General features: G+C 72.8%; 17 protein-coding genes and 5 tRNA genes. 10 read left to right on the plus strand and 12 right to left on the minus strand.

What is annotated here, in order from left to right:
• Window positions 1-74: 74 nt before the first annotated feature.
• The 3 genes from ACPXB1_RS14815 to ACPXB1_RS14825 are packed head-to-tail and all read right to left on the minus strand — an operon-like array spanning window position 75 to window position 2802.
• Window positions 75-911 carry a polysaccharide deacetylase family protein gene (locus ACPXB1_RS14815; RefSeq protein WP_355597132.1) on the minus strand — a complete coding sequence of 279 codons (837 nt, stop codon included), beginning with the start codon at window positions 909-911 and terminating at the stop codon, window positions 75-77.
• A 22-nt stretch (window positions 912-933) separates the two neighbouring features.
• Window positions 934-2124, minus strand: coding sequence for a cytochrome P450 (locus ACPXB1_RS14820; RefSeq protein WP_425735412.1), 1191 nt, complete (start codon window positions 2122-2124; stop codon window positions 934-936).
• Window positions 2125-2133: 9 nt separating this feature from the next.
• Window positions 2134-2802 (minus strand): class I SAM-dependent methyltransferase, encoded by a 669-nt coding sequence (locus ACPXB1_RS14825; RefSeq protein ID WP_355597130.1) that lies wholly within the window; start codon window positions 2800-2802, stop codon window positions 2134-2136.
• Window positions 2803-2952: 150 nt separating this feature from the next.
• Between ACPXB1_RS14825 and ACPXB1_RS14830 the strand changes: the two genes are divergently transcribed.
• Window positions 2953-3831 carry a hypothetical protein gene (locus ACPXB1_RS14830; RefSeq protein WP_231639976.1) on the plus strand — a complete coding sequence of 293 codons (879 nt, stop codon included), beginning with the start codon at window positions 2953-2955 and terminating at the stop codon, window positions 3829-3831.
• 80 nt (window positions 3832-3911) lie between these two features.
• On the opposite strand, the gene ACPXB1_RS14835 is transcribed toward ACPXB1_RS14830, so the two are convergent.
• The 3 genes from ACPXB1_RS14835 to ACPXB1_RS14845 form a co-directional block, all read right to left on the minus strand.
• A complete protein-coding gene (locus ACPXB1_RS14835) occupies window positions 3912-6842 on the minus strand; it encodes a M36 family metallopeptidase (RefSeq protein ID WP_355597128.1) in 2931 nt (976 codons plus the stop codon).
• A 224-nt stretch (window positions 6843-7066) separates the two neighbouring features.
• Window positions 7067-7648, minus strand: coding sequence for a TIGR03086 family metal-binding protein (locus ACPXB1_RS14840; RefSeq protein ID WP_355597126.1), 582 nt, complete (start codon window positions 7646-7648; stop codon window positions 7067-7069).
• Window positions 7649-7719: 71 nt separating this feature from the next.
• A complete protein-coding gene (locus ACPXB1_RS14845) occupies window positions 7720-8322 on the minus strand; it encodes a TetR/AcrR family transcriptional regulator (protein ID WP_355597124.1) in 603 nt (200 codons plus the stop codon).
• Window positions 8323-8710: 388 nt separating this feature from the next.
• Between ACPXB1_RS14845 and ACPXB1_RS14850 the strand changes: the two genes are divergently transcribed.
• The 3 genes from ACPXB1_RS14850 (at window position 8711) to ACPXB1_RS14860 (ending at window position 8973) form a co-directional block, all read left to right on the plus strand.
• Window positions 8711-8783: transfer RNA gene (locus ACPXB1_RS14850), tRNA-Gly, on the plus strand.
• A gap of 34 nt (window positions 8784-8817) precedes the next feature.
• A tRNA-Cys gene (locus ACPXB1_RS14855) sits at window positions 8818-8888 on the plus strand.
• 13 nt (window positions 8889-8901) lie between these two features.
• Window positions 8902-8973, plus strand: a tRNA-Val gene (locus ACPXB1_RS14860).
• A gap of 77 nt (window positions 8974-9050) precedes the next feature.
• Here the strand turns inward: ACPXB1_RS14860 and ACPXB1_RS14865 are convergent.
• Both ACPXB1_RS14865 and ACPXB1_RS14870 read right to left on the minus strand, forming a co-directional pair.
• Window positions 9051-9785 carry a GNAT family N-acetyltransferase gene (locus ACPXB1_RS14865; protein WP_355597122.1) on the minus strand — a complete coding sequence of 245 codons (735 nt, stop codon included), beginning with the start codon at window positions 9783-9785 and terminating at the stop codon, window positions 9051-9053.
• 146 nt (window positions 9786-9931) lie between these two features.
• Complete coding sequence (locus tag ACPXB1_RS14870) at window positions 9932-10174, minus strand: DUF6458 family protein (protein WP_355597120.1); 243 nt, start codon at window positions 10172-10174, stop codon at window positions 9932-9934.
• Between the two features lie 149 nt (window positions 10175-10323).
• Here ACPXB1_RS14870 and ACPXB1_RS14875 point away from each other — a divergent pair.
• The 4 genes from ACPXB1_RS14875 to ACPXB1_RS14890 all read left to right on the plus strand — a co-directional run bounded on the left by ACPXB1_RS14875 (window position 10324) and on the right by ACPXB1_RS14890 (window position 12854).
• Window positions 10324-10396, plus strand: a tRNA-Gly gene (locus ACPXB1_RS14875).
• Window positions 10397-10444: 48 nt separating this feature from the next.
• Window positions 10445-10519: transfer RNA gene (locus tag ACPXB1_RS14880), tRNA-Val, on the plus strand.
• Between the two features lie 345 nt (window positions 10520-10864).
• Window positions 10865-11713: an alpha/beta hydrolase gene (locus ACPXB1_RS14885; protein ID WP_355629112.1), complete on the plus strand. Its 849-nt coding sequence runs from the start codon at window positions 10865-10867 to the stop codon at window positions 11711-11713.
• A gap of 151 nt (window positions 11714-11864) precedes the next feature.
• Window positions 11865-12854, plus strand: coding sequence for an NAD-dependent epimerase/dehydratase family protein (locus ACPXB1_RS14890; protein WP_355629115.1), 990 nt, complete (start codon window positions 11865-11867; stop codon window positions 12852-12854).
• A gap of 25 nt (window positions 12855-12879) precedes the next feature.
• Here the strand turns inward: ACPXB1_RS14890 and ACPXB1_RS14895 are convergent, their stop codons facing one another.
• Window positions 12880-13854 carry an Acg family FMN-binding oxidoreductase gene (locus ACPXB1_RS14895; protein WP_355597114.1) on the minus strand — a complete coding sequence of 325 codons (975 nt, stop codon included), beginning with the start codon at window positions 13852-13854 and terminating at the stop codon, window positions 12880-12882.
• A 220-nt stretch (window positions 13855-14074) separates the two neighbouring features.
• Between ACPXB1_RS14895 and ACPXB1_RS14900 the strand changes: the two genes are divergently transcribed.
• Window positions 14075-14713 (plus strand): response regulator transcription factor, encoded by a 639-nt coding sequence (locus tag ACPXB1_RS14900; RefSeq protein ID WP_355597112.1) that lies wholly within the window; start codon window positions 14075-14077, stop codon window positions 14711-14713.
• Between the two features lie 44 nt (window positions 14714-14757).
• Here the strand turns inward: ACPXB1_RS14900 and ACPXB1_RS14905 are convergent, their stop codons facing one another.
• On the minus strand, window positions 14758-16431 hold the full coding sequence (locus ACPXB1_RS14905) for a GAF domain-containing protein (RefSeq protein WP_425735486.1): 1674 nt from the start codon (window positions 16429-16431) through the stop codon (window positions 14758-14760).
• A 99-nt stretch (window positions 16432-16530) separates the two neighbouring features.
• A complete protein-coding gene (locus tag ACPXB1_RS14910) occupies window positions 16531-17526 on the minus strand; it encodes an Acg family FMN-binding oxidoreductase (RefSeq protein ID WP_425735413.1) in 996 nt (331 codons plus the stop codon).
• Between the two features lie 218 nt (window positions 17527-17744).
• Between ACPXB1_RS14910 and ACPXB1_RS14915 the strand changes: the two genes are divergently transcribed.
• Window positions 17745-20090, plus strand: coding sequence for a heavy metal translocating P-type ATPase (locus tag ACPXB1_RS14915; protein WP_425735414.1), 2346 nt, complete (start codon window positions 17745-17747; stop codon window positions 20088-20090).
• Between the two features lie 19 nt (window positions 20091-20109).
• Here the strand turns inward: ACPXB1_RS14915 and ACPXB1_RS14920 are convergent, their stop codons facing one another.
• Window positions 20110-20955, minus strand: coding sequence for a universal stress protein (locus ACPXB1_RS14920; RefSeq protein ID WP_355629118.1), 846 nt, complete (start codon window positions 20953-20955; stop codon window positions 20110-20112).
• Between the last annotated feature and the right edge of the window lie 7 nt (window positions 20956-20962).

Raw genomic sequence — 20962 nt, forward strand, 5'->3', positions numbered from 1 at the left:
GTTCGGCCGGCTGCTCCACCGCGCCCGAACGGCACCACAGCACCCTGACTTTGGTCAGGTCGGCGACGACTCGATCACCTGATGTAGTCGGTAAGCAGCGCGGGTGTGAGCCCGGCCCGGTGGATCGCCTTCAACGCCGCCAGCAGGTCGTCCATGAGGGCCGGCCGGAAGTGCATGAGCAGCACGTCGCCGGGCTGGACGACCTTCTCCGGCGTCTGGTAGCGCACCTTTCCCTCGTGAACCGTCTCGGACCAGTGCAGGACGGCCTTCGCGCCGCAGTCGTGTGCGGCCCGCAACGTGGTGGCGTCGTGGTTGCCGAACGGGGCACGGAACAGTGTGGGTCGCTTGCCGAACAGCGACTCCAGCTTGTCGGCAGCGCCGCAGATCTCCTGCCGCTGGTACGCGTACGACCGGCCGGCCAGGGAGGTGTGCGAGATGGTGTGGTTCTCGATGATCCCGCCGACCGCCTCGATCTGCCGGAAGTAGTCGGTGTGCTCCTGTGCCGCTGGTGAGTTGAGGAACATCGTGACCGGGATCCGCGCCTCCCAGATGAAGTCGATCACCGCGGGCGGCCGGGCCAGCCCACCGTCGTCGATGGTGATGAAGGCGACCTTCTGGTCGATGGGCAGGCGGTGCCAGTTCGGCGCCGGACCGTTCGGGGGGAGCTGCACCGGCTGCGGCGGCGGCGCCTCGGGAAAGGTCGGCACCTGGGACACGTACCACTCAAGGGTTCCGGGGGTGGGCGTCGGGGACGGTGAGGCCGACGGCGTGGGGAGCGGGGCGGCCGACGTCGGCGTGCCGGTAGGGACCCGCCGGGCCTGCAACACCGGGCCGGCTGTGCAGGCACTCAGCGCCAGCAGGGCCAGAAGTGGTACGGCGGCGAGGATCCGGCGAGCAGGGGTCGCTGACACGCCCGGAAACCTACCGAGTTGATCAGGATTCGGTGAGCCCGGTGTTAGCCGGAGCGCGCCGGATCACGAACGCGTCGGGCATCCGGAAGGTCAGATTGTCCGGACACCACGGTGGGCGGATCACCGTCACCCCGTCGAGCAGTGGCGCGGCCTCCGCCACCACGACTGCCGCCTCCATCCGGGCCAGCACGTCCCCGACGCAGCGGTGCGCGCCGGCGCCGAACGCCAGGTGCCGGCGCGATCCGCGCTGGCCGGGGCGGAACTCGTCGGGTGACTCGACGACCGCCGGGTCCCGGCCGGCGCGGGCCAACCACAGCACCAGGCTCGTGCCCGCCGGCACCGGCTGCCCGGCCAGCAGCCCGTCGGTGGTGGCCACCCGGCGCCAGGTCACGATCGGCGGCTCCAGCCGCAGCCCTTCCTCCACCACGTCGGCCACCGCCACCTCGCCGCTACGCAGCCCGGCCCGCACGGCGGGTTCGCCGGCCAGCCGGTGCAGCAGCAGGGTGAGGAACTGCGACGTGGTCTCCTGGCCCGCGACCAGCAGGAAGAAGAGCGCGCCGACCACCACGTCCGGCGGGTGCCCGGCCGTACGCAGTTCCGCGGCCAATCCGCCGCCGGTGGTCGCGAAGTCGCGCAGCACACTGTGGAACCGGCCCACCTCGGCGGCGAGCGCCAACTGACGGTCGGCGTCCAGCGGCGCCCAGAACAGCTCCAGCGCGGCGCGGGCGAACTCCTTGACCGCGCCGACCGGCGTGTCGGGCAACTCGACAAGCCGGGCCAGCACCAGCAACGGCAGGTCGGCGGCGAGATCCGCGTACAGGTCGACGGGCTGCCCGCCGTCCAGCGCGGCGGTCAGCCGGGCGACCCGGTCGCGGACCAGCGCGGTGAGCCACTGACGCTGCGCCGCGACCCGGGTGGGGTGCAACGCGGCGGCGACGATCGCCCGGATCTGCGGATGACTGGCACCGGAGTTGTTGGCGAGCGTCGGCGGCAGCCGGAACCGGTGCCCGGCGAGCACCCGCAGCGCTGTCACAGGCATTGGGGTCACCGCGTCCAGCGCGTTGTCCGGCCGGTAGGTCGCCGGGTCGGCAAGCACCTGACGGACCAGCGCGTGCCGGGTCACCACCAGATGGCGTACGCCGACGTGGTCGACCACCGAGGCGACGTCCGGCCAGGGTGACTCGACCGCCGACGCCCAGCTGCGGAACAGCACGCCGACACGCTAGCTGGCGGCCCCCGGCAGGCCGGCCCGCAGCTGCCAGACGGTGGTGCGCTTCACCCGCACGCTCTCCAGTGCCTCCGTCACCGGCACGTCGAAGCTCGCCAGCTCGTCGAAACGGTCCCGGGGCAGGAACGCCCGCCCGGGGTCACCGACGAGCGCCGGGGCACCGGCTCGGGCGGCGCGCAGCAGGAACCGCAGCACCCGCCGGGCCATCGCCTCGCTGTAGAAGACGTCCCCGGCGAGCACCACCTCGGCGTCACCGGCGTCGCCGTCGAGGATGTCGCCGAACTCGGCGTCGACGCGTACCCCGTTGGCCTTGGCGTTGAGCGCGACCGCCGCCACCGCCAACTCGTCGACCTCGACGGCCCGCACGGACGCCGCGCCGGCCCGGGCGGCGGCGATGGCCACCAGGCCGGAGCCGGAGGCGAGGTCGAGCACACGGCGGCCGGCCACCAGCTCCGGATGGTCGGTCACGTAACGGGCGAGCGCCTGACCGCCGGCCCAGGCGAAGGCCCAGAACGGTGGCGGCCGGTCGGTGGAGAACTCACCCTCGGTCAGCTCCCACAGGCCGATCGGTTCGTCCGCCTGGTGCAGCCGCACCTCGGGAACGAACGCCACAGGGGCGAGCCGGGCGTGCAGCCGGACGAAGGTCGTGGAGAGTTCGGACACGCTGGCGATTGTCCCAGCGGCCGACCGCCGGGCGTGTCGCGGGGCCGGGTGACCGGTTCACCACGTTCGGTGATAACACGCACTGTCTCTGCCGCCCGGTGCGAACACACCCGTCTGTTCGGGTCGACCGCGCGCTCCTAGCGTTGCGTGGTGGAGACGACCGAACGGAGGGCGGCAGTGGTGACGGTGTGGCGAAAGGCGCTACAGGTCGGGGTGGTGCTGGCCTGTCTGAGCGGGGTGGAGCTGGCCATGGCCGCTCCGGCGCAGGCGGCGTTCGCCACCGAGTTGAGTGGGCTGCCGGCCCAGTTCACCGCCGGCGACCAGGTACGGACGCTCTCCGCAGTGGTCTCGCGGACCGACCGGCGCGGCGGCTGCGTCAAGGTCCGCTGGTCGATGGTGCTGAGAGTGCAGGGCATCCGGCTCGATCAGGTGAAGATGGACCGGGTGGAGGAGACCGGCGAATTCCCGCTGGAGATCCGTACCGACGGGGACGTCGCCCGGCTCACCGACCGGCAACTCGACCCGGGCACGCTCTGCCCGGGCCGTACCGTCACCGCCCGTTACCGGGTGGCCTTCGCCGAGGACGTCACCCGGGGCCGGGTCACCCTCGCCGCCGAGGCGTACGACGTGAACCTGCGCCTGTTGGCCCGGCAGACGGCCACCCGTTCCGTGGTGGGGGTGGCACCCAGCCCGTCGGCGCGTCCCACCGAGACGCCGCCGGAGCCCACCGATCCCGCGAGCGAACCCGCCGACGCCAGCACCCCTGACGACGAGCCCGTCGTGGAGCAACCGGTCGACGCCGCCCCACCGGCCGCCGGCGCGGGCCGACCTGTCGCGCAGACCGGCGGGTTCGGCGTGGTGCAGGCAGCGTTCCTGCTCGGTGCCCTGCTGCTCTCGCTCGGGTTGGGCCTGCTGCTGCGGCTGCGCCACCTCACCAGGGCCGCACCCGCCGGAGCCGGCGAGCAGCCGGCGGACCGACTCTGGGAGCGGCCGAATCCGCCCGACCGGTGGCGACCGTTACGCCGCTGACCTGCGGATCTTCGGCGGCGGCTCCCCGCCACTGAACCGAGGGCGTCGGGGCCGGCGGAGGTCCGCCGGCCCCGACGGTGTCACTTCGAGAACGCCTGGAACTCGGCGATCCGGACCTGGCCGCGGGCCGGGCTGGCGGTCGCGCAGTCCGTCGTCGTGGCCGGGTCGTCGTCCTGCTCACCCGCGTAGTGCGGGCCGCCGGTGCACTGGCTGGCCAGTACCTCCAGCCGCAGGTGCGTGGCGAGCGTGGTGGGCACGGCGAACGTCCGGAGGTTGATGTCCCGGCTGTACGCCCGGTACGCCCCACCCGGGAACGCGTCGTCAGCGCTCGTGTAGATCCGCTGCCAGCGCGCCGGATCCGCGCAGTCGGTGGTCTTCGCGTTGCACGCCGACACCGCGAACGACCGCAGCGCGCTCAGCGCGTTCTGACTCCCGGTGTCGGCGTCCCCGGCGATCGCGGGGCGCAACATCGCGCTGACGTTGACGCGCTTGACCGCCTGCGGGGCGTCCCCGGGCAGCGCCACTGTGACCTGCTTGCCGGCCACCCCGTCCAGGGAGGCCCAGTTCGTCGCCTCGGTGTCGTCGGCGATCCGGTCCAGGTTGACCCCGTCGCCGCTGATCGTGGCGCCGGACGCGGTGGACGCGAGGTTGCGGCTCATCCGCAGGTCGACGTACCCCTGCTTGCCGGCAGTGGCGACCACGCTGAGCCGCTGGTGACCGAAGCCGGGCGCGACGGCGACCAGGTCGTACGTGCCGGCCACCATCTCCACGGTGTCCGGGATGGGCGTGGCCGGGTCGGTGTCGGCGATCGGCACGGCCCGCGCCTCGTACGCCCCGACGTACACCCGGATGGGCGCGTCGGCGCTGTCGCCGCGCGGACGCAGGGTGAGTGTGGCGTTGCCGCCGCTCGGAGAGGCGAAGCTCGGCGTCGGATCGGTGTCGGCGGCGCCGTTGGTCGCGGCGTCCCGGCCCATTCCGGAGCGGGCGAACTCGGCCCAGATCAGGTCCTGGTTCGCCCCGCCGAAGCGGAGCAGGTCGGCGGTGAGCATGTTGTCCCGCATGTCGAGCATGCTGACCTGGCTGGCGGCCTGGAGCAGGAACGAGTCGAAGACCAGCTGCGACCAGCGCCGGTTGCCCGGGCACTTGTCGGCGGCGACCTTCCCCAGCGCGCACTCCAACTGTCGCTGCGGCGTGCCGAGGCCGTACCGCTTGACGAGCGCGGACCGGACCCGGAAGTTCGTGGCGCCCCAGATCTCCCCGTCGGCGTGCACGGCCGGGCCGCCGGTGTTGTAGCCGATGTCGGAGTAGTTGAGCGGGCTGCGGCTCAGGTCGTAGTTGCGGATGCCGCTGACCAGGTTGCCGGTGACGTACCCGCCGGTGACGAACGGCGACTCGCCGGGGGCGCGCAGCCCGTGCTGGAAGAGGTACTCGGCGGCGAGCAGGTCACCCCACGACTCGCCCATGGCCCCGCCCTGGTGACCGCTGATCCCGCTGTCCGGGCCGGCGATCATCCGGTTGGTGATCGCGTGGGTGTACTCGTGGCCGATCACCGTCATGTCGTAGTCGCCGTCGACGCACGGCGGGTACGGGCCGCCGGCCTGCGGCTGCCACAGATACATGTTCGTGGTCGGCGGCAGCCCGTCGCGCGGGGTGCCCTGGTTGGCGTTGTTGCGGTTGCCGGTCAGCGCGCCCTGCTGCGCGCGGCCCTGCTCGGCGTCACCGCCCAGCCCGTCCGGCGTGAGGTTCACCGCCTGGAGGTTCCACGCCGACTCGGTGAAGCCCAACTGGTACGACCAGTCGTGCATCCGGTTGTGCATGGCGAAGAGGTTGGCGATGGACGCGTCCGCGTCGTTGCGCTGGGCAGAGGTGAACACCTCCGGGTTGCACTTCGCCTGGTGCCACTGGTCGGTGAACGGGTACTCGTAGCGGCGGTCCGGGCTGGTGGGCGCCGGGACGGCCGGAGTGCCCGCACCCCAGGAGAGCACTGTGTTCGCCGAGTTGCCGCGCGAGGTGAAGGTGGGCGTGCCGGTGGCCGCGTCGACGTCCCACGGCTGACCGGTGGCGGGGTCGCGGAACGCCGACTGGCAGCCGGGCGCCGGGTCGCCGCACCAGCGCACCCGCGGGTCCTGTCCGGGGCCGAGATCGCGGGGCGGGGTGGCCGGGAAGACCGCCCAACTCGGGTTGTCCGAGTCGTAGTCGACGAGATCCTCGCGGACCAGCACCTGGCCGGTGATGCCGTCCACGTAGCTGGTGAACGCCGCCGGGTGATCGGCGTCCGCGCCGATCAGCGTCACCTCGTAGGCGGCTCGCGGTCCTTCCAGCGGGGTGGGCACTGCCACCTCGCGCACCGTGTGACTGGCCACCGCGTCGGCGGTCAGCTTGGCGTCGGCGAGCGCGGCGGCGTACGCCTGGTCGGCGCTGCGGGTGGCCGGCGCGGGCGCGCTCGTGTCGCGGGCCAGCGACGAGCTGACCGAGAGCACCGATCCGGCGCTTACCGCGAGGGTGACAAGGCCGTCCGGCCCGGCCGGTAGGTCGCCGAAGCGCTGCCGGAGGGTCACCACGGCACCGGTGCCGATCGGCCGGACCAGTACCCGCTCCAGGTCGGCGACAGTGGCGGCGTCCATTCCGAACAGGTCGCGGTTGGCGGCCAGGTACGCGCGGGCGGCGGCCTCCGGGTCGGAGGGCAGGCCGGTGGCGAGTGGGGCGTGGCCGGGGCCGAGCGCCTGCGGGGTGCCGAGCTTGTTCCACCGCACGTCGGGGTCGGCGGCGCGGGCCAGGCCGCGTTGGCGGGCGTCGGGTGCGGCAGTACCGGCGCGGTTGTCGACGTCGGCGCTCTGGTGGCCCTCGGCGAACGGCCCGGACGACCGCTGGGCGGATGGCGCTGCGCTGGTGGGGGCCGCGGTGCTCGCGCCGGTGGGCAGCAGCGCGGCGGCGGTCGCCGTCGCCGCCAGGACGGCGATGAGCCGGCGTCGACGCCGGCTCATCGAGGGTGACCACTGGGATCGTGGCACGGGACCTCCTCGTGGGAGTGGAATGGCCGGCGGGCCGCCGGCCGGCGTTGCGCGGTGACGCATGCGCATCTGTGGATATCAGCCGGTCGAGGGCGCGGCAAGGCCCGGCCGCCGACGCGCCGGGTATTTGCGCGGGTCGGGGCTTACCGTGAGGTGTTTCGACGCCCGACCGACGCCCGACCGCCGACGCGCTCAGCGGGCCGTGCTCGGCCGGCGGGCCGTGCTCAGTCGGCCGGCACCCAGTCGGGGTCGCGGCCGAAGGCGGCCAGCAGGCGGTCCTGCTCGTCGGCGTCGGCGGAGAGCCGCACCGCGTCGTGGACCAGGTTGTTGCTCCGATAGGTGTCGACCTGGCCGGCGAACCACCTGGCGCACACGTTGACCGCGTCGGGTTCCAGGCGAGGCTCGGCGCCGATCGCCACCGCCAGGTCCCAGCCGTGCACAAGGTGCTCGGCGAGGAGCTGCTGGATGTACTCGGCGGCGGGGGTCGCGCCACTGGAGAGGTGCACGGTTCGGTCGATGGTGCCGGGGTGGGTGGCGGCGATCTCCGCCTGTGCTGTCGCCTCCCGCGCCGCCGTGGCCGGGTCGTCGCCGAGCTGGTCGCCGTCGAACCGGTCGCCGACCTCGTCGATGGTGCGGCCGGCGAGCAGCGGGACGCTCCACCTGTCCTCGCTCACCACGTGGTTGACGAGCGCGCGGACGTCCCAGCCGGGGCACGGTGTCGGGTCGGACCACTGGCCGGGCCCGACCTGGTCCACCCGGTCGACGAACTCGGCCAGGCTCCGGCAGTACGCCTCCAGCAGATCCATGGTGCCGATTGTTCCGGTCGACGGGGCGCTCCGAGCCGTTTTGGCTGGCCCGGGTGGGGGAGCAGGCGTGCTCAGTCCAGCACGACCGGGTCCAGGCCCAGCTCCCGGGCGGTGACCAGCCGGACCCACTCGCCGAACTGCCGCCGGGAGATCACCCGCTCGTGCACGGCGAGCTGCACGGCGAGGCCGTCCATCACCGCGCTGATCCGCCAGGCGGCCCCGTCCGGGTCGGCGCACTCGAAGGTGCCGTCGGCCACCCCGGCGGCGATCACCGCTGCGAGGTCCTGCCGCCAGCGCAGGTCGAGTCGGCGGGAGACCTTCTCCATCTCGGGTGTACGCAGCGACTCGGACCAGCCGTCGATCCACATCGACCAGGAGGTGGCCCGCCCGGCCGGGGTGTAGAGCTTCAGGATGCGGCGGAGCTTGGTCAGCGGCGGGGCCGACGAGCGGGTCACCGCGTCAAGCCGAGCCAGATCCTGCTCGACCGCGTACGCGAACGCCTGCGCGAGCAGCCGTTCCTTGGTGGCGAAGTGGTAGAAAACCAGCGCCTGGCTCACGCCAGCGGCCTGCGCCACGTCGGCTGTCCGGGTGTTGGCCAGACCGCGCTCGACGATCACGTCGCACGCGGTGCGCAGCAGGGCATCCAGGCGGATCTCGGCCGCACGTCTCGTCACGACCGTTACCGTAGCCCATCCATCCGAACACGAACAGTGACCATCGCCGTCCCATTCACCCAGTAGCAGTCGGAAGCCGGACACTTACTTAGCGTGTCTTTTGTCGTTCTTCGGGAGGTGTCCGTCGAGGCCCCAGGCGCTTGTCGATGCCCCGAGCCCGTTGCTGAGCTGCGCCTCAGCGATCTCGGCCCGTCTGACGCCGGAAGGTGCGGAGGGTGACGATCGAGGAGCTTCCAGACCAGCCACCTAGGAAGCCTGCCGGTGATGACCGGTTCGAGCACATCTTCGCCCGCCGACCGGCAGGACGCGCCGAGGTGACCCCGAGTTGGCAGTCGTTCGACGGCTCGGCTAAAGTTCTCATCCGTCACCCGGGAACGTCCGGGGGCGTGCGGACGTAGCGCAGCTGGTAGCGCATCACCTTGCCAAGGTGAGGGTCGCGGGTTCGAATCCCGTCGTCCGCTCGGAGATGCCGCCACGCATGACGGGGGCAACCTCGGTGGGGTGGCCGAGAGGCGAGGCAACGGCCTGCAAAGCCGTGTACGCGGGTTCAAATCCCGTCCCCACCTCGGTAACAAGCACGGGCGATTGGCGCAGTGGGAGCGCGCTTCCTTGACACGGAAGAGGTCACTGGTTCAAACCCAGTATCGCCCACAGGATGGATAGGCAGTCAGATCAGCCCGTTACCGGATTTCCGGTAACGGGCTTTCTGCTGCGCCAGCCGCACCGGCTCAGAACGTCAGCAGCCGGAACTCTGCCACCTGTCGGAAACCGAGGCGGCGGTAGACCGGCTCGCCGATGGGTGACGAGGTGAGGGCTGCGGTGCGGGCGCCCCGCTCGCGGGCCACGTCGAGAGCGGCCCGGGTCATGGCCGCGCCGATGCCCCGCCGTCGTTGCTCCGGCTGCGTACCCACGAAGTAGAGCATGGCCAGGCCGTGGCTCAGCCAGGCGACAGCCGTCCCGACGATCCGGCCGTCGTCGAGGCGGCCGGCCAGTCTGATCACCGTGCCGTCGCCGGCGAACGCCTTCTCCCGCTCGATGGTCGCCGGCACGTCGTGCGGAGCGATTCCGGACACCCGGGCGTAGGCCGAGACGAACGCCGCCAGGTCGGTGGTTGCGGTGATGTGCAACCCGGCCGGCGGCGCGGCATCGGCTGCCTCCGCGATCGGCGTGGTCATGATCGGCATGCGGGCGATCTCGGTGGCGCCGACGGAGACCAGGCCGTCGGCGGTGCCGGCGTTGCTGTCTGGGCCGACCCACCAGATCCGGGGTACGCCGTGCAGGCGCTCCCGGGCCTCGGCGAGCGCGTCCCGCGGTGTGCGCCCCGCGACGCGCAGCACCCCGTTGAGGGGCGCGTGCGGCACGTCGCTGCGGTAGGTCGGGAGGTCGTCGCCGCCGACCACGCCGACGTTCCATCCGAGCAGGTACGCCCGATGCGCTGCCAGCACAGTGTCGAGAGCTTCCACGACTCGCGATCGTAGCGCGCCCCGCCCGACGCGTTCACCTGCGCAAACCCGCCGCCGGGGAGGCCTGCGCGGGGCAGCGCGGAGCCCGGATCACGCGCGAACGGGTCGGCCGTCTCGATCGAGGCGGCCGACCCGCAGGGCGATCCTCACAGTGGAGGGGCGACGTCCCGCCGCTCCTCGACCCGCCGGTATTCCACCGGCTGCTCCTCGGTGGTGACCACCTGACGGCGACGACCCCAGATCAGCGTGGTCATGATGAGGCCGAGCACGCCGGCGCCCATCAGGATCCAGCCGACCACGTCGAGGTCGATGCCGCCGACGCTGGCGTCGAGCGCGAAGGTGAGGATCGCGCCGAGCGCGATCAGGAAGATGCTGGTGCCGATACCCACGACAGCCTCCTTAAGGGGGTGTGGTGCGCTGTCGAGGTTCATCAGTACCCCGAGGTTGAGCAGAGCAATCGCCAATGCTTGAGGGGGCCGCGCCGGGCGATCTTGGCATCGGGTAGAGTTCGACTGTCACCGGCGCTTGTCGGGGACGTGCGGACGTAGCGCAGCTGGTAGCGCATCACCTTGCCAAGGTGAGGGTCGCGGGTTCGAATCCCGTCGTCCGCTCGCGATTCGCCTCTCAGGGCCTGGCTCCTTGAGGCAGGCGGTCACCACGGGCGATTGGCGCAGTGGGAGCGCGCTTCCTTGACACGGAAGAGGTCACTGGTTCAAACCCAGTATCGCCCACCACATTCTTTCTGATCAAAGGGCTGGGCCTTCGGGTCCGGCCCTTTGTCCGTCGGCGACGCCCGCATCCGTTCGGCGTGAGCGGGGTGGCATCGGTTGAATGACCTAACCTCGCCCCTCGACGGCCCTGGCATGACGATCATCCGGCCGTGTCGACACCGCCCAAAGTGGTGGGAGACCGCTCCACCCACGCAGATACGACGGTCACCAGCGGCGTGATCCGCAGAGATGGATGACTGATTCCCGGTCGGCTGCGCGCTGCGAAGGTCGATCCACCGCCGCAACGGTGGGATTGCTACCTGGCCGAACGGTACTCGCGTATTCGGTCCTTCCTGGAGGGTGTTACCGATGATCAGTTTTCGGATGTCCAAGCTTCTGCCGACCGCGCGGCGGAGGGCGGTCGTGGCAGCGGCCACCGCCGGTGTCGTGGCGGTCGCGTTGGTAGCCGGTTCGGCAAGCGGGGCCGGGCAGCGTCCGACGGCGAAGAAGCCGACGATCGTGCTGGTGCACGGCGCGTTCGCCGACGCCTCCAGCTGGAACGGCGTCGTCAAGCACCTCAAGCGGGACGGCTATCCGGTGATCGCCCCCGCCAACCCTCTGCGTGATCTGCAGAGCGACGCGGAGTACGTGCGTTCGGTTGTCGACAGCGTTTCCGGGCCGGTGGTGGTGGTCGGCCACTCGTACGGTGGCTCGGTGCTCAGCGAGGCGGTCGCGGGCGACCGGGACGTCAAGGCACTGGTCTTCGTTGCCAGCTTCATGCTGAAGCCCGGCGAGAGCACGTCCGACCTGTCCGGGATGTTCCCCGGCAACGAGTTGGCGGTTTCACTGGACGAGGTGCCCTTCCCGACGTCCGGTGGCGGCTCCGGCACCGACCTCTACGTCCAGCAGCGGAAGTTCGGCGCGGTCTTCGCCGGCGACGTTCCGCGGGACATCGCGGACGTGATGGCAGCCACCCAGCGGCCGGTCACCGCGGCGGCGTTGAACGGTAAGGCGACGAAGGCCGCCTGGACCAGCATCCCGTCGTGGAACATGATCGCCATCGACGACCTTGCCATCCCGGTGAAGGCCCAGCGCTACATGGCCAAGCGGGCGGGCGCGCACACCGTGGAGATCAAGGCGTCGCACGCCGTCACGGTGTCCCGGCCGCAGGCCGTGGCGAACCTGATCGACAAGGTGGCGCGCTCGACGAGCCGTTGACCCTGAGTCGACAGTCCACACGCCGCCCGGCTGGATGACCCCGGCCGGGCGGTGCTGCCGTCGACCCCGCCGGGGCGGCCGCACACCCGAGGGTTCTGCCACGGGCAGATCCGCTACCGGTTTGCCGCCCCTTGCCGGAAGGGTGGGGCGGATGAGGCTGCTGATGCTGGGCGGTACGGGTTTCGTGGGCGGGGCGACGGTCGCCGAGGCGGCCGGTCGCGGCTGGTCGGTGACGGTGTTCAACAGGGGTGTGCACGGCACGGTTCCTCCCGGCGTACACCGGTTGCGGGGTGACCGGACCGCGCCGGACGGCCTCGCGGCTCTGGCGGGCGGCGAGTGGGATCTGGTTGTCGACACCTGGGACGGCGCTCCGCGCGAGGTGCGGGACGCGGCCCGCGCGCTGGCCGGCAGGGTCGGGCACTACACCTACATCTCCAGCGGATCGGTGTACGTGGCGCCCCCGCCGGTCCAGGCAGGCGAGGAGGCACCCACTGTGGATGCCTCCGCCGACGCCACCGACGGCGACTACGCGCAATGCAAGGCGGGTGGGGAGTTGGCCGCGACGGAGGTCTACGGCGAGCGTGCCCTGCTGGTCCGCGCCGGGCTCATCCTCGGCCCAGGGGAGGACATCGGCCGGTTGCCGTGGTGGCTGCAACGGGTGGCCCGCGGCGGCGACGTGCTGGCGCCCGGCCCGGCGGACCTGCCCGTGCAGTACATCGACGTGCGGGACCTGGCCGGTTGGACGCTCGACCGGGCCGCCGAAGGGGTCGGTGGCGCGTTCAACGTCATCAGTCGTACCGGGCACACCACGATTGGCGAACTACTGGCGTCGGTCGTCGCGGCGACCGGCTCCGACGCCCGACTGCTGTGGACCGACCCGGAGCCCATCCTGGCCGCCGGTGTGGTCCCCTGGAACGACCTGCCGATCTGGATTCCGCCAGGTCACGAGTTCCGGTGGTTGCAGGAGCGCGGCGTGGAGAAGGCGTACGCGGCGGGGCTCACCTGCCGCCCGGTGGCCGACACGGTCGCCGACACCTGGCGGTGGTTACGCGCCGTCGGGTCGGTGCCGCCCCGCGCCGGCCGCCCGGCCCGGGTTGCGGTGGGGCTGGACGCGGCGCGGGAGGCGGCGTTGCTCGCCTGACCGGCTGGGCCGGCGGCGCCCGGTCTCAGGCCTGCACCACAGGCAGGTCCAGCACCTCGTCGACGCTCCGACGCGGAGTGGGCCGACCCGGCTGGCCGTACCCGATCCGCAGCACCATCTGCGGTGTGCCGAACCGCCCCAGCGACAGCCGCAGCTGCTCCCGCGCGGTGGGCACCTCGATCGGCTGGGACAGCATCGACACGCTGAGCCCGGCGTCGGTGGCGGTGAGCAGCAACCGCTGCATGGCCTGGCCCGCGATCACCTGGTCCACTGCTGTGTTGCCGACCGAGCCGAGCACCCCCACCAGGGGTTCCGGCTCGAAGTCCCGCCCAGGTGCCCGGTCCCGGCCGCCGAAGCCGCGCGTCGGCAGTACGTCCTGCGGCTCGCCCTGCGGGCCGCCGGCCCGGACGGGCACGCCGTCCGGCGCGGGCTCCCGGCGCAGCCACGCCTCGCGTTCGGCAAGGTAGGCGGGGTCGCGCTCCAGCACCCGGTGCGCGCTGCGGGCGATCTCACCGAAGGCGGCCACCGCGCTCACCCCGATCACCAGCTCCAACCAGCCCTGCTCGGCGCGGGCCGCCTCGCCGAGGCGCCACCGGACGTCGGCAGGCACCGGGTCCGGCCAGAACGGCAACCGGTTGCTGAACCGGCGGGGGATGGCAGAGTGCAGGCTCTGCTCGGCGGGGGTGGGGCGGCGCGGAACGTCGGGCACCAGCCGGGCCAGCAGGTCCGGTTCGGCGGGGTCGGGGCGCAACCGCACCTGGGCCGGCGTACCGGCGACGGCAAGTGCCATCCGCAGGTTGAACAGCGCCGCGCCGCAGGCGATCCGGACACCCCACCCGCTCGGGTCGGTAGCCGGCAGCCGGCGGGCCGGGTCGGCGAGCACCTCGATGCCGCCGTCGCGCAGCCGCAGCCGCCACGGCTGGGTGTTGTGCAACGACGGTGCCCGAACCGCGTCCACGGCGGCGGCCCGTAGCTGGTCCGCTGTGTAGCCGACGTCCATGGCGATGCTCCCTTCCCGGTGGGCCGACGGCGAGGAAACGCCGTGACCGGTGACGTCTCTACGGTCCGTCGGTGGGGTGCCCGCTGAGCAGGGCCTTACGTCCCGATCCGGTGGGCCCGACCGACCCTGCCGGGCTTTCGGACGCGCCGCACTAACGTGTTACGGCGGGTCGGGACCTTCGGCCCGTGCAGCCGGCCCTCGGCGCCTGTAGAAACGAGGGATGATCCGCGTGTTCCTCCTCGACGACCATGAGGTCGTCCGTCGTGGCCTGGCCGACCTGCTCCAGAGCAGCGGCGACATCGAGGTTGTCGGCGAGTCCGGCTCCGCGCAGGAGGCGGCCCGCCGCATTCCGGCGTTGCGGCCCGACGTGGCGATCCTCGACGCCCGCCTGCCCGACGGCAACGGCATCGACGTGTGCCGGGACATCCGCGCCGTCGACTCGTCCATCAAGGGCCTCATCCTCACCTCGTACGAGGACGACGAGGCGCTGTTCGCGGCGATCATGGCGGGCGCGGCCGGATACGTGCTCAAGCAGATCCGCGGCACCGACCTGGTCGACGCCGTACGCCGGGTGGCGGCCGGGCAGTCGCTGCTCGACCCGGCGATCACGACCCGGGTGCTGGAGCGCATCCGCAACGGCGTCGAGGAGCCCCGCGAGCTGAAGTCGCTCACCGAGCAGGAGCGGCGGATCCTGGAGTACGTGGCGCAGGGGCTCACCAACCGGGAGATCGCCGGAAAGATGTTCCTGGCGGAGAAGACTGTGAAGAACTACGTGTCAAGCGTGTTGGCAAAGCTGGGTCTGGAGCGCCGCACCCAGGCGGCAGTGCTGGCCACCCGCCTGCTCGGCAAGACGCCCTGACCCGTCCGGTGCCGCTGGGCTGACGAGCACACCTTCGGCGCGGGTCAGTCGCGCAGCGGCACCGACCAGCACACCTCGGTGCCGTGCGGATTGACCGGGCGGATCGTGAAGGAGCCGCCGAGGCGGTCAGCCCGTTCCCGCAGGTTGACAAGCCCACCCCGGGCGACGGCCGGGTCGCAGCCCACCCCGTTGTCGGTGACCGTGACGGAGACCTGGCCGTCGGCGACGCGGACGGCGACGGCCACCTGGGTGGCCTGCGCGTGGCGGACCGCGTTCGACAGCGCCTCGCGCAGCACGGCGATGAGGTCCGGGCGGATGGCGTCCGGGACGGCGCTGTCCACAGGCCCGGTCAGATCCAGGCGCGGTCGGTGGCCCAGTGACTCGGCGGCGGCCTCGACCGCCTCGCGGATCTCGGTGCGCAGCGCGGCGGACATCGGCGTACGCAGCTCGAAGATGGTCCGGCGGATGTCGCGGATGGTGGCGTCGAGATCGTCGACGGCCGCGTTGATCCGGTTGGCCACCTCCGGGCGGCCCATCGGTGCGGCGCTCTGCAATTGCAGGCCGGTGGCGAAGAGCCGCTGGATCACCACGTCGTGCAGGTCCCGGGCGATCCGCTCGCGGTCCTCCAGGACCACCAGCAGCTCCCGCTCCTCCTGACCGCGCGCCCGTTCCATCGCCAGTGCGGCCTGCCCGGCGAAGCTGCCCAGCAGTGCCACGTCCTCCTTGCTGGTGCCGCCGCCGCGCTCCGCCGGGTGGGCCACGATCAGCACGCCGTGCAGCGTCTCGGCGGTGGCCAGCGGCGAGATCGTCGCTGGGCCGGTGTGCAGCAGCGCCGGCCACGGCGCGGCGTGCGCCAGGTCGTCGACCTCGGCGTGCCGGCCCTCGGCCACCGCCGTGCCGAAGCTGGTGTCGGCGGCCGGCAGGACCGTGCCGACAAGCGCCCGGGCCTGCTCGTCGGCGCCGTCGACCACCTCCACTGTGAACTGGTCGGTGTCGGCGTCGTGCAGCAGCACCAGCGCCAGCTCCGCCTCGGCGACCTCCCGGGCCCGCCGGGCGACAAGCGTCAACGCGTCGGTGCGGCGGACCTCACCGAGGAGCACGGTGGTGATCTCGGCGGTGGCGGCCAGCCAGCGTTCCCGCCGGTGCGCCAGGGCGTACAGGCGGGCGTTCTCGATGGCCACGCCGGCGGCGGCGGCGAGCGCGACGACGATTTCCTCGTCGTCGTCGGTGAACTGCGCGCCGCCGTTCTTCTCGGCCAGGTAGAGGTTGCCGAACACCTGCTCCCGGATGAGCACCGGCACGCCCAGGAACGTGTGCATGGGCGGGTGGTTGGCCGGGAAGCCGTAGGACAGCGGGTGCTGCGTGATGTCCGGCATCCGCAACGGGCGGGGATCGTCGATGAGCAGGCCGAGCACACCTCGCCCGTGCGGCAGGTCACCGATCTGAGCGTGCTGCTCCGGCGTGATGCCGTGCACGATGAAGTCGTGCAGCAGCCGGTCCGGGCCGACCACGCCCAGCGCGCCGTACCGGGCGCCGACAAGCTCGCAGGCCGCCTGCACGATCCGTTGCAGGGTGGTGCGCAGGTCCAGGTTGGTGCCGATGCCGACCACCGCGTCCAGCAGCGCCCGCAGCCGTTCCCGGCTGGTCATCACCTCGCCGACGCGGTCCAGCATCTCCTGGAGCAGCTCGTCGAGGCGTACCCGGGACAGCGGGCTCAGCCCGAGCGACGGCGTCACCGGAACTTCCGGGCGGTGCGGCGGGTCGGTGCTGGTCACCCGAAGATCATACGGCCGTGGGCGGCGCCGCTGTCGCGTGCCTCAGCCCAGCTCGTCGCGCACCGCTGAGGTGTCGACCACCTGGTCGGCGGGCAACCGCGGTGTGTGCGGCGGGCCGGCCACCGCCGGGTCGGCGATTCCCAATCGCAGCACGATGTACGGGTAACCGATCCCGGCGAGCATCTGACGCAGGGTCTGCCGGGTGGCCGGAACCTCCACCACAGCGCTGAGCGGCACCACCGACACGCCCAGTCGGGTGGCCGTCAGCCAGGCTGCGGAGAGCGCCTCACCGGCACGCAGCCAGCTGTCCGGCTCGTCCTCGTCGCCGTGCAGCAGCGCGTACGCCGCCGCCCGGTCGTGGCCGGGGCCGACGGGCAGGCTGCCGGGGCGGCCGAAGTCGCGGCCCGGCACCGTGGTCTGCGGCGGCTGGTCGGGCAGCACCTCGGGCGGCAGACCGGTGCCGCTGCCGGCCTGGCTGGTCCAGTACGCCAGCTCGGCGCGCAGCTCCTGGTCCTCGGCCTCGACCGTGTCGGCGCGCCCGGCGGTGGCCGCCAACTCCAGCACCTGGTCCTGGTTGAGGATCTGCAGCCGGCAGCCCTCGGCGGTGACCGCGCGGGTGATCTCCCCGATCGCGGCCGTCGGCACCGGCTCGTCGCTCACCGGTCGCCGATCGGTGTGCCGCACCGACATGCACTGCACCATCCGCATGGCGTCCGGATCGGCGGTGGTGCGGCTCAGGTCGGTCAGCCGGGCCAGCAGCTCGGGGTCGCCCGGGTCGGGCATCCGCTGCACCACAGCGCGCCAGCCCTCTGCGGCGAGTGCCACCCGGGCGTGTTGCAGGGCGGCGCCGCAGCTGATCGCTAGCAGCCGGCCCTCCGGGTCGGTCGCCGAGAGTCGCCGGTCCGGGACCGTACGCAGCTCCAGCGCCTCGGGCAGCACCCGCCACCGCCACGGCTGCGTGTTGTGCACCGAGGGCGCGTGCCCGGCGGTCGCGGCGGCCTCCGCGAGTGCGGTGGTCAGCTGACGTTCCTGACTCATTCTCACGACCTTTCGTCTCCTACCATCGTGCCTCACCACCCGGTACCCGCGTGGCTCGCCGCCCCATCCTGTGACATGCGCCGGCGTCCCGCACGGGCCGCAGGTCCCGACCCTGTCGGGTCGTCAGGTGGCCCCGACGGCATCCGGATTGCCCGCGTCGGGCTTGCGAAAAGTCCAGTGCCCGGCCCGTGGCGGCCCTGGCCTGCGACGATGCGAAGGTGAGCGCGGAGTCGACCGGATGCGTGCCGGAACAGCCGGCCCGACGCCGCATCCGCCGCTGGTGGGCGTGGGCGCCGCTGGTCGGGCTCACCGTCGCGGTGCTCGTGGGTGCCCTGTTGCGGCTCGTCGGCCGGGTCGGCGCGGCCGACGTGGTCTGGGCCGCCGTCACGGTGGCCGCGCTGCTGCCCGCGCTCTGGTCGATGCTGCGGGCGCTGTGGCACCGGCACTTCGGCGTGGACGTGATAGCCGTTCTGGCCCTGGCCGGGGCGCTCGGGGTCGGGGAGTATCTGGCCGGTGCGGTGATCGCGGTGATGGTGGCGACCGGACGGTCGTTGGAGGCGTACGCGCAGCGCCGGGCCACCCGCGACCTGCGGGCACTGCTGGAACGCGCTCCGCGTACCGCGCGTCGCAGAGGGCCGGACGGCGCGATCGAGGTGGTGCCGCTGGACCAGGTGGCGGTGCAGGACCGGTTGCTTGTCGGCCCTGGTGACGTGGTGCCTGTCGACGGGACCGTCGACGAGCCGGTCACGCTCGACGAGTCGGTGGTGACCGGGGAGGCGCGGCTGGTCCAGCGGGCTGCCGGCGAACAGGTGGCAAGCGGTGTGGTCAACGCCGGCGCCGGGTTCAGCATGCGGGCCACGAAGAGCGCTGCGGAGAGCACCTACGCCGGGATCGTCCGGCTGGCGCAGGAGGCGACCGCCCGCAAGGCCCCGACGGTCCGGCTGGCCGACCGCTACGCCGCCGCGTTCGTGCCGTTCACGCTGGTGCTGGCCGGCTTGGCGTGGCTGCTCTCCGGCGAGGTGGTCCGGGCGGTGGCGGTGTTGGTGGTGGCCACCCCCTGCCCGCTGCTGCTGGCCACCCCGATCGCGATCGTGTCCGGGCTGTCCCGGGTGGCCCGCCGGGGGGTGCTGGTCCGCGACGGTGGCGCGCTGGAGCTGCTCGGCCGGGCACAGACCCTGCTCGTGGACAAGACCGGCACGCTGACGGCGGGGCGTCCGCGCGCCGCCGAGACGGTGGCAGCGCCGGGCGGCGACCGGGACGAGGTGCTGCGGCTGGCCGCCTCCGTCGAGCAGCTCTCCCCGCACGTGCTGGCCGCCGCGCTGGTGCGGCAGGCCGCTGAGCGGGGGCTGCGGTTGACCGAGCCGACCGAGGTGACCGAGGAGCCGGGCGTGGGGGTCAGCGGCCGGGTCGACGGGCGGCTGATCCGGGTGGGGCAGTTCAGCGGCGAGCTGCCCGACTGGGCGGACCGGACGCGGGCCCGTACCGAACTGACCGGCTGGTCCACGGTGTGGGTCAGCGACGACGACGGCCCGCTCGGCGCGATCCTGCTGGAGGACCCGGTACGCCCCGACGCCCGCCGGACCGTACGCCGGCTGCGCGCGGCGGGGCTGCGGCGCATCGTGATGGTCACCGGTGACCGGCCGGCCACCGCCGCCCAGGTCGCCGAGGCGGTCGGGGTGGACGACATGCTCGCCCGCTGTACGCCGCAGGAGAAGGTGGCCCGCGTCCGTACCGAGGCCGAACGGGCGGTCACCGTGATGGTCGGTGACGGGGTGAACGACGCGCCGGCGCTCGCCCAGGCGCACGTGGGCGTGGCGATGGGCGCGACCGGCGCGAGCGCCTCGGCGGACGTGGCCGACGCGGTGCTCACCGTGGACCGGCTGGACCGGCTCGCCGACGCCGTGGAGATCGCCCGGTACGCCCGCCGGATCGCCGTGCAGAGCGCCACCGTCGGGATGGGGTTGGCGGTGCTGGCGATGATCGCGGCGGCCATCGGGCGGCTGCCTCCGGTGGCTGGCGCGTTCCTCCAGGAGGGCATCGACGTGCTTGTCATCCTCAACGCACTGCGGGCCCTTCGCGGCGGCCTGCGGCACCGGGACGTCCCACAGCGGACCCGGGAACTGCTCGGCCGCTTCGCCACGGAGCACCAGGGGGTCCGCGACGTGCTGGCCGGCCTGCGCGACACCGCCGACCTGGTCGCCACCGACCCGGCCTCGCCGAGGTGCCTGCCGGCGGTACGGGAGACGCACCGCCGGCTCACCGACGAGGTGTTGCCGCACGAGGCGGCCGAGGAGCAGCAGTTGTATCCGGCGTTGGCGGGCCCGCTGGGCAGCGGTGCGGCGACCGCCACGATGAGCCGTGCGCACGTGGAGATCCGCCGACAGGTCGACCTGCTCGGGGCGCAGCTCGCCCAGACCACTGGCGACCGGCTGCGCCCGGACCAGGTGCCCGACCTGCTGGCCACCCTCTACGGGTTGGACGCGCTGCTGCGGCTGCACCTGGCCCAGGAAGAGGAGGAGTTCTTCTCGCTCGACCCGTCCGACCCGCAGCCCGAGCCCCGCTGAACCGTCGGGCCGGGCGGGATCAGCGTTCCCGGACCACAGCCACAGGGCAGCCCGAGTGCTGGATGAGCTGTTGGCTGACCGAGCCGAGCAGCATCCCGGCGAGCCCGCCCCGACCCCGGCTGCCCACCACCACGAGCCGCGCGGTGCGGCTCGCCTCGATCATCATCGCCGCCGGGCTGCCCGGGACCAGGTCGACGGTGATGGCCAGTTCGGGAAATGTGCGCCGCCACGGCTCCACTGCCTGCTCGACGGCGGCCTGCTCGCCCGACACGCCGGCAGCCGCGCCCGGCCCCTCGGTCCAGGCGTGCAGCACGCGCAGCGGCACCCGCCGCTGCGCTGCCCGTTCGGCCGCGAAGCCGAGCGCCACGAGCGACTGCTCCGAGCCGTCCACGCCGACCGCTACCGGCCCGTCCGACCCGCCGGCGGTCCCGTCGCGGACCACCACGACGGGGCACCGCGCGTGCGCGGCGACCGCCACCGCCGTCGACCCGGCCAGCAGCCCACCGAACCCGCCGTGGCCACGGCTGCCGAGCACCAGCAGTCCGGCGTCGGCCGAGCGTTCCTGCAACACCAGCGCGGGCGGGCCGTCGTACACCTGGCCGGTGACTGTCAGCCCGGGATGCTGTGCCGTGGCGTCCGCCGCGGCCTTGTGGACCAGGTCGTCGACCTGTCGCCGTGCGGTGTCGTCCGGCCAGATACCGGGCGCCACGCCCGGACCGACCCAACTGGCCACTGTCAGCCACTCGAAGACGTACGCCAGCCGCACCGGTTGGCCGCTGTGCTCGGCCTCCTCAAGCGCCCAGTTCAGGGCCACCGAGGCGTCGGTGGAGCCGTCGTAGCCGACCAGGATCTCCGCGTCACGCACGTCGTCC

Source organism: Micromonospora sp. DT68 (genome assembly GCF_049847245.1).
Taxonomy (GTDB): domain Bacteria; phylum Actinomycetota; class Actinomycetes; order Mycobacteriales; family Micromonosporaceae; genus Micromonospora; species Micromonospora profundi.

Bases quoted from the DNA above. Each gene is read 5' to 3' on its own strand.
- ACPXB1_RS14840 (WP_355597126.1), bottom strand. From the start codon at position 7,648: ATGGATCTGCTGGAGGCGTACTGCCGGAGCCTGGCCGAGTTCGTCGAC.
- ACPXB1_RS14885 (WP_355629112.1), top strand. From the start codon at position 10,865: ATGATCAGTTTTCGGATGTCCAAGCTTCTGCCGACCGCGCGGCGGAGG.
- ACPXB1_RS14890 (WP_355629115.1), top strand. From the start codon at position 11,865: ATGAGGCTGCTGATGCTGGGCGGTACGGGTTTCGTGGGCGGGGCGACG.
- ACPXB1_RS14895 (WP_355597114.1), bottom strand. From the start codon at position 13,854: ATGGACGTCGGCTACACAGCGGACCAGCTACGGGCCGCCGCCGTGGAC.
- ACPXB1_RS14900 (WP_355597112.1), top strand. From the start codon at position 14,075: ATGATCCGCGTGTTCCTCCTCGACGACCATGAGGTCGTCCGTCGTGGC.
- ACPXB1_RS14910 (WP_425735413.1), bottom strand. From the start codon at position 17,526: ATGAGTCAGGAACGTCAGCTGACCACCGCACTCGCGGAGGCCGCCGCG.